We start from the raw sequence: 6,708 nt of genomic DNA, 5'->3' as shown, positions 1-6,708 counted from the left end.
CCGCCACAGCGGCTTCCGACTGGCTGTAGCCCAGCACCACCAGGGCACTGATGGCTTCCGCCGCCGGCCCGGATGCGGACAGGGCCGCCGCGGGGAGCTCCGCCTGGAAGCCCTGGGCCACCGCCTCGCTGGAGACCTTATCCTTCAGTTCCAGCACGATGCGCTGAGCGATCTTGGGCCCGACGCCAGGGCATTTAAGGCTCTTGACATCGCCGGTGGCTACACAGAGGGCAAACTTCTCCGGGCTCATAGAGGACAAAATGGAAAGGGCCGCCTTCGGCCCCACCCCGGACACCGAGATGAGCATCTTAAAGCAGCTCAATTCCCCTTGGTCATAAAAGCCGAAGAGGTCCACCGCATCCTCCCGCACGTTGAGGTGGGTATAGAGGGTGGCCTCCTCCCCCAGCCGGGGCAGCCGGGACAGGGTGGAGAGGGTGGTCAGGCATTTATAGCCCACTCCCGCACACTCCACCACGGCAAACCCGGATTCGGTGTGGATCAGTTTTCCATGGACAGAATATATCATACAAAATCTTCCTTTGCTCGCCTAAGATGGATTACAGCAGTTCCAGCCGCTCTTTCAGCCGTGAGCTGGAGAGGATGGAACCCGCCGCATGGGCGTGGCAGACCGCCAAGGCCAGGGCATCGGCGGCATCATCCGGTTTTGGGATCTTTTCCAGCCCGAGTATGGAACGGGTCATCTCCATCACCTGGGCTTTGACCGCTTTGCCGTATCCCACTACCGACTGTTTCACCTGCATGGGGGTGTATTCATACACCGGCACGTGCTTCATCCGGGCCGCCAGGAGGATCACCCCCCGGGCCTCCGCCACGGCGATGCCGGTGGTCTTGTTGTTGGTGAAAAACAGCTGTTCAATGCTCAGCGCTGCCGGCTGGTACCGGTCCAAAAGGGCGCACATATCTTCAAAGATCACCAGCAGGCGGTCTTCAAAGGGGGTGTGGGCCTCGGTGGTAATGGCGCCGTAGGCGATGGTGGAAAACCTGCCCCGGTCGTAATTTACCACCCCATACCCTACGATGGCATAGCCGGGGTCAATTCCTAAAACGATCATAGTTCCTCACTCTGCTGGGGGCGCGGCCGCCCGAGAAAAAAGCACGGGGCTCTTCCCTTTTTGCGGCGGAAACCCCCGAAATCTTCTGGTTTCCCCACGGCAGTTTTCCATGGGCATACCCTGTGGACATTATAGCACAAATGTGCGGAGCCCACAAGTTCCACCGCCGACAAATCAGCTTCTTCCGGTGGAAACCATTCGATTTTCTCCGACAAAATTTCTATATATCGGGGAATTATTTTGTATAAATCGTGAAAGTTGTGAATAATGCTTGCATTTTAGGAAAAGATAAGCTATAATACATTTCGTTGGCCGATGAGGTTATAAAATATTTGGACGGTTAGCTCAGCTGGTAGAGCACCTGCTTGACGTGCAGGGGGTCAGGGATTCGAGTTCCTTACCGTCCACCAATGATGCTGTCTCTGCAATAGTGGAGGCGGCATTTTTTTGCCTTTTTTCACAGGAATAAGCCGGGAGAAGAGACCACTTCCCCCGGCTTTTTTATCACAGCGCATCCCGGCGAAACACCTGCACCCGCTGGAGAATCCGCTTTACATCCTCCTCGTTGGGGGGATTGGTGCCATCCACCAGGCAGGCCGCCGACCCGAAAGCACAGGCCTGGCGCAGGCAGTCGATCCAATCCAGCCCCGCCTGGTATCCGGCGATGAACCCAGCAGTCAGGCTGTCCCCTGCCCCCACAGCGCTTTTCACCGTCAGGGAAGGCACCGTGAGCCGCATGGCCCCCGCCTCGCCGGAATAGAACATCCCATCTTTGCCCAGGCTGACCAGCACATGGCTGACCCCTACCCTGCGCAGTTCCCGGGCAGCCGCAGCCACCCCGTCCTCGTCCTGGAAACGGCAGCCCATCAAGTCCTCGAATTCATCCAGGTTGGGCTTAAACATCCAGGGCCGGATCCGCTTCACCTGTTCCAAGGTGAGGGAGCTGGTATCCAGGGCGATTTTCGCCCCCATCTCCTGGATGCGCAGGCACAAATCGCTGAAGGCATCCCCATCCATACCGCCTGGGAGCCGCCCAGCGGCCACCACAAGGCTGTGTGGGGTCACCAGCTGGGAAAGATGGCCCATGACCTCATCCAGGGCCCCCTCCTCCAGGGAGAAGCCGCTGCGCATCAGCCGGGTGACATCCTCCACCCCATCGATGACCAGGCTGATGTTCTCCCGCAGGTTGCCGGGGCAGAACACCACCCGAAAGGGGATCTCATCCCGGGAAAAAGCCTTTAGGTAACGGCCCCAGTTGTCCCGGCCCGCAGCGATCACCGCGGTGGATTCCACCCCGGCCCGCTTGAGCGCCCTGGCCACGTTGACCGCTTTGCCTGCCGCCTCAAAATGCTCCTCCAAAACCCGGTTTTCCGCCCGGATGTTGAGGCCATCCAGGTGGAGGGTGGTGTCGATCACCGGGTTGAGGGACAGGGTGATGATCCTGTCAAAAGCCATGGTTTCACCTCCAAAACACATCTCACCCTCTCCATACAAAGAACGGCGCCGTTGCTGGCGCCGTCCTGGAGAGCCGCATGCAGAACACTACTTCTTGCTGCGGAAAATTTCCATGATATCGATGAACCCGTTGTCATCGTCGTCATCCTGCACCTCTTTTGCCTCCTCTTGGCGGGGGGCGGGGGCAGCGGCGCTCTTAGCCGGGCTCTTAAAGGTGTATGCGGGGATGTCGAAATTCTTGTCGTTGTCAAAGCCGGTGGCGATGACGGTGACCTGCATTTCATCCTGCATGCTCTCGTCGTAGGCGACGCCCCAAATCAGGTTGACATCGGGGTGGGCGGAGGCGTGGATCATGCTGGAAGCAACATCCACCTCATCCAAGCCCACATCGGAGGATGCGGTGATGTTGACGATCACACCCCGGGCGCCGTTGATGGAGGTCTCCAGCAACGGGGAAGCGATGGCGGCGGCGGCGGCCTGCTCGGCTTTATCTTTGCCGCTGGCCCGGCCCACGCCCATGTGGGCATAACCGGCATCCTTCATAATGGAGGTGACATCGGCGAAGTCCAGGTTAACAATACCGGGGATATTGATCAGGTCAGAGATGCTCTGCACACCCTGTTTGAGGACTTCATCCGCAGCGGAGAAGGCGTTTTGCAGGGTGATCTTCTGCTCTGAGATGCTCTTTAACCGCTCGTTGGGGATGACCAGCAGGGCATCCACATGCTCCCGCAGGTTGGCGACCCCCACCTCGGCCTGTTCCATGCGGCGCTTGCCTTCAAAGGTGAAGGGCTTGGTCACAATGCCCACGGTGAGGATGCCCATATCGTGGGCGATCTCCGCCACAACGGGAGCTGCGCCGGTACCGGTGCCGCCGCCCATGCCAGCGGTGATAAACACCATGTCGGTGCCCTTGAGGACGCCGGCGATCTCGTCCCGGTTCTCCTCAGCGGCCCGCTGGCCTTTGTCCGGAGAACCGCCGGCGCCTTTGCCTTTGGTCAGTTTGTCGCCGATGTGGATTTTATAGCTGGCTTGGGAAAATTTCAAAGCCTGGCTGTCGGTATTGACCGAGATAAACTCTACGCTCTTCATGCCGGAAGAGACCATGCGGTTGACCGCGTTTCCGCCGCCGCCGCCCACGCCGATCACCTTGATGGCGACCTCGCGCTCAAAATCGTTGTCCATGTTAAAATTCATCTGCATCCAAACTTCCCCCTATATGTGAATGATCCAAATGGGACCTATTCTCCCGAAGCGGAATAGGTAAAATATGAAAACCAAGCCGCCTTCGCCCCGCAGAAAGGTTCAGGCGGGCAGAAAGATCCATACTTAATAATTTAACAGATTTCCCGTCTTTTAGCAAGCCGAATCTCGTCAGATTGCAAAGTATTTTCTAAAAATTCACCCTTGGTTGCCACCTCTGCTTTTTCCCTGCCGCCGTTTTAGGCGGGGACTGGGGAATCCAGGCGGCTTTTGCCCAACTTTAAAACTGTGCTGTTCGAAAAACATTTTTTCCTCTTGGAAATGCTCGATCTCACTGGCTGTCAGTTCCGCTGTCAGAGGGGGCTTCCTCCGGCGGGCTCTCCCCTTCTTCCTCCCCTGGGGCAGGCGGTGGATTGGAGGAATCTCCCTTGATGGACTTGGGCAAAATGTGCAGCTCCTTGGGGATGGAGGCATCCAATACCCCCTCAAACCCATCTTCCACCGAATTTTCCAAGGCATAGGTGACAAACTGGAGCTTATACTCCAAATCCCCTTCGCTGCCCAGCTGGATCAGCAGCCGGTCCTGATAGACGATCTGTATGTTGAGCCGGTCGGTCAAATCCACCTGGGTGACATCGGGGAAGCCGGTGCTCTCCAAGGCGTCCACCAGATAGGTGAGCATCCGCAGCCGCTCCTCAGCCTCCGGCCCCAGGGTGGAACCCACCTGAGCCTCCCCGACCTGGATTCCCTTGACCAAGGGGTAACGGCCCTCCGGCTCGCCGGTGTTCTTCTCCAGCACCTTGCCCTCCCGGCTGATGAGGATATACTCCCCTTCCCCGGATTCCAGCGCCCCCAAGGGGGTGGCCTGGGTGATTTTCAGCACCACCCGGGGCGGCAAGCGGTACTCCACCTTGACGCTTTCAATGTAAGCGAACTGCTGGGTCAGCTTTTCGCTCACCTGGTCGCCGTGGGCCCGGAAGAGGTTCTGCCCCGGCGCGATGCCGCTGGCAGCGATGATCTCCTCCGGGGGGTATTTGGTGTTGCCGACCACCTCCACCTTTTCAATTTTGAAGAATACAGTCATCGACAGCGCCGCCCCCACCGAAAGCACAAAGGCCGCGATCAGTATGTAGTGGAGGATATAGCGGCCGTGACGGCGTTTTTTCCGGCGGTCCATGTTGGCTTGCCGCGCCGAGGCAGACTCCCGTTTTTGATCCTTCTTTTTCTTCACGTCCCGATTCTACTCCCTTGTGATTTTTGCGCCGAGGCTAGATAGGTGTTCTTCCAACCGTTCGTAGCCCCGTTCGATGTGTGCGATGTCGCTGACCCGACTGACCCCTGCCGCCGCCAACGCGGCGATGCACAGAGCGGCGCCGCCCCGCAGATCGGTGCACCGAACCTGGGCGCTGTGCAGGGCCGGAACCCCTTCCACCACAGCCACCCGGCCTTCTACTTTGATCCGTGCCCCCATCCTCATCAGCTCTGCGGCGTGCTTATAACGGCTTTCAAAGATGTTTTCCACAAAGACGCTGGTGCCCTGGGCCAAGGTGGACAAGGCCATAAAGGGGGCTTGGGCGTCGGTGGGGAACCCTGGATAGGGCATAGTCCGCACCATCCGCACAGGGCGCAGGCGGCGGGGGCCCTTCAAATAAATGAGATCTGGACCGGTTTTCACCTGGCAGCCCATCTCCTCAAACATGGGGAGGACGGCAGCCAGATATTCTGGTTCCGTCTTGGTCACCAGCAGTTCACCCCCAGTGGCAGCAGCTGCGCACAGATAGGTGGCGGTGGCAATCCGGTCGGGGATCACCCGGTACTCCACCTCCGGCAAAAGGGTTTCCACCCCTTCTACTACGATAGTCCCGTCGTTCTTTAGGTGGATTTTTGCCCCGATGGCGGTGAGGAACCCAGCCAAGTCCTGGATTTCCGGCTCCCGGGCCGCGTTGTGGATCACGGTGGTGCCCTCTGCCAAAACCGCCGCCAACAGGATGTTCTCGGTGGCCCCTACGCTGGGGAAGGGAAGGTTGAGCTCAGTGCCCACCATCTTTCCATCGATGGTGCAGTCCAGGTCTCCGTGATCCTCCTTGATGTTTACCCCCATCCGCTCCAAAGAAGCGAGGTGGATGTCGATAGGCCGGGGGCCCAGCTCACACCCGCCGGGGAAAGAGACCCGCGCCCGGCCGCACCGGGTGAGGATCGCCCCCAAAAACACCACCGAGGACCGCATCTCCCGCATCAGCCCGTCGGGGATATCACAGTAGACGCCGTCGTCGCTTTCCACAATGACGGTGTCCCCCTCCCGTTGCACAGTGCAGCCCAGGTGTTCCAAAATATGGGCGGCTGCCCGCACATCCGAAAGATCCGGGCAGTTGTGGAGCACGCTGCGGCGGGTTAGCAGCGCTGCGGCCAAAATGGGCAGCGCGGCATTTTTCGCACCGTGAATGGGCAGCTCCCCGCCGATTCTGTTTTCGCCTTCTATCAAAAAGTTTGCCATCATCTCGCACCCTTTCACGCTGTCAAAAACGGTTTTTGTGCTAAACCGCTCCTGCAACAGCAGTGTATGCCGGCATAAGGCAAAGGGTGAAAAAGGGGGGATTAGCGGGCCAAAAGCGCCATAATTTCCTGGTAGATCCGCTGGTTTGCATCCAGGATAGCAAGGCGCTGGGCATTCTCACCCAGCTGCCGCAGCCGCCCGGGATCATCCACCAGCTCCCCGACCTTTTGGCAGAGCAGCTCCCCAGCCAGGTCCTTCTCCTCAATGAGGATGGCCGCCCCCCGCTTTGCCAGAACCAAGGCGTTGTAGTATTGGTGATTGGCCGCCACATTGGGCGATGGGATGAGGATGGAAGCCCGTCCGGCTGCCTCCAGTTCGCTGATGGTAGAGGCCCCCGCCCGGCAGATAACCAGGTCCGCGGCAGCCAGGCACTGGGCCATGTTGTCTATGTATTCCCGGATATCAATGTGGCGGTTTCCCTCC

The 6,708-nt window shown here is 58.9% G+C and carries 7 protein-coding genes and 1 tRNA gene; 1 reads left to right on the top strand and 7 read right to left on the bottom strand.

Annotation, left to right across the window (positions count from 1 at the left end; all coding sequences use genetic code 11):
- Positions 1-526 (bottom strand): Holliday junction branch migration protein RuvA (gene ruvA / locus BQ5353_RS10555; protein WP_071428191.1); only part of this gene is annotated, 526 nt, incomplete at its 3' end.
- 31 nt (positions 527-557) lie between these two features.
- Positions 558-1,073, bottom strand: a complete 516-nt coding sequence (gene ruvC, locus BQ5353_RS10550; RefSeq protein WP_054331659.1) for a crossover junction endodeoxyribonuclease RuvC — start codon at positions 1,071-1,073, stop codon at positions 558-560.
- 334 nt (positions 1,074-1,407) lie between these two features.
- On the opposite strand from ruvC, the gene BQ5353_RS10545 reads away from it, so the two are divergent.
- Positions 1,408-1,483: transfer RNA gene (locus tag BQ5353_RS10545), tRNA-Val, on the top strand.
- A gap of 94 nt (positions 1,484-1,577) precedes the next feature.
- On the opposite strand, the gene BQ5353_RS10540 is transcribed toward BQ5353_RS10545, so the two are convergent.
- The 5 genes from BQ5353_RS10540 to BQ5353_RS10520 all read right to left on the bottom strand — a co-directional run.
- Positions 1,578-2,528 carry a 1-phosphofructokinase family hexose kinase gene (locus tag BQ5353_RS10540; RefSeq protein WP_071428189.1) on the bottom strand — a complete coding sequence of 317 codons (951 nt, stop codon included), beginning with the start codon at positions 2,526-2,528 and terminating at the stop codon, positions 1,578-1,580.
- Positions 2,529-2,615: 87 nt separating this feature from the next.
- A complete protein-coding gene (ftsZ, locus tag BQ5353_RS10535) occupies positions 2,616-3,725 on the bottom strand; it encodes a cell division protein FtsZ (RefSeq protein ID WP_054331705.1) in 1,110 nt (369 codons plus the stop codon).
- Positions 3,726-4,062: 337 nt separating this feature from the next.
- On the bottom strand, positions 4,063-4,962 hold the full coding sequence (locus BQ5353_RS10530) for a cell division protein FtsQ/DivIB (protein WP_071428187.1): 900 nt from the start codon (positions 4,960-4,962) through the stop codon (positions 4,063-4,065).
- A gap of 9 nt (positions 4,963-4,971) precedes the next feature.
- The gene (gene murA, locus BQ5353_RS10525) at positions 4,972-6,225 is read right to left on the bottom strand and encodes a UDP-N-acetylglucosamine 1-carboxyvinyltransferase (RefSeq protein ID WP_054331704.1); all 1,254 of its coding nucleotides are present in this window, start codon (positions 6,223-6,225) and stop codon (positions 4,972-4,974) included.
- Positions 6,226-6,326: 101 nt separating this feature from the next.
- Positions 6,327-6,708 (bottom strand): UDP-N-acetylglucosamine--N-acetylmuramyl-(pentapeptide) pyrophosphoryl-undecaprenol N-acetylglucosamine transferase (locus BQ5353_RS10520; RefSeq protein WP_267888287.1); only part of this gene is annotated, 382 nt, incomplete at its 5' end.

Origin of the sequence: Merdimmobilis hominis, assembly GCF_900104615.1 — a bacterium.
Lineage (GTDB): Bacteria > Bacillota > Clostridia > Oscillospirales > Ruminococcaceae > Merdimmobilis > Merdimmobilis hominis.
This window is presented reverse-complemented; position numbering and strand designations above follow the sequence as displayed.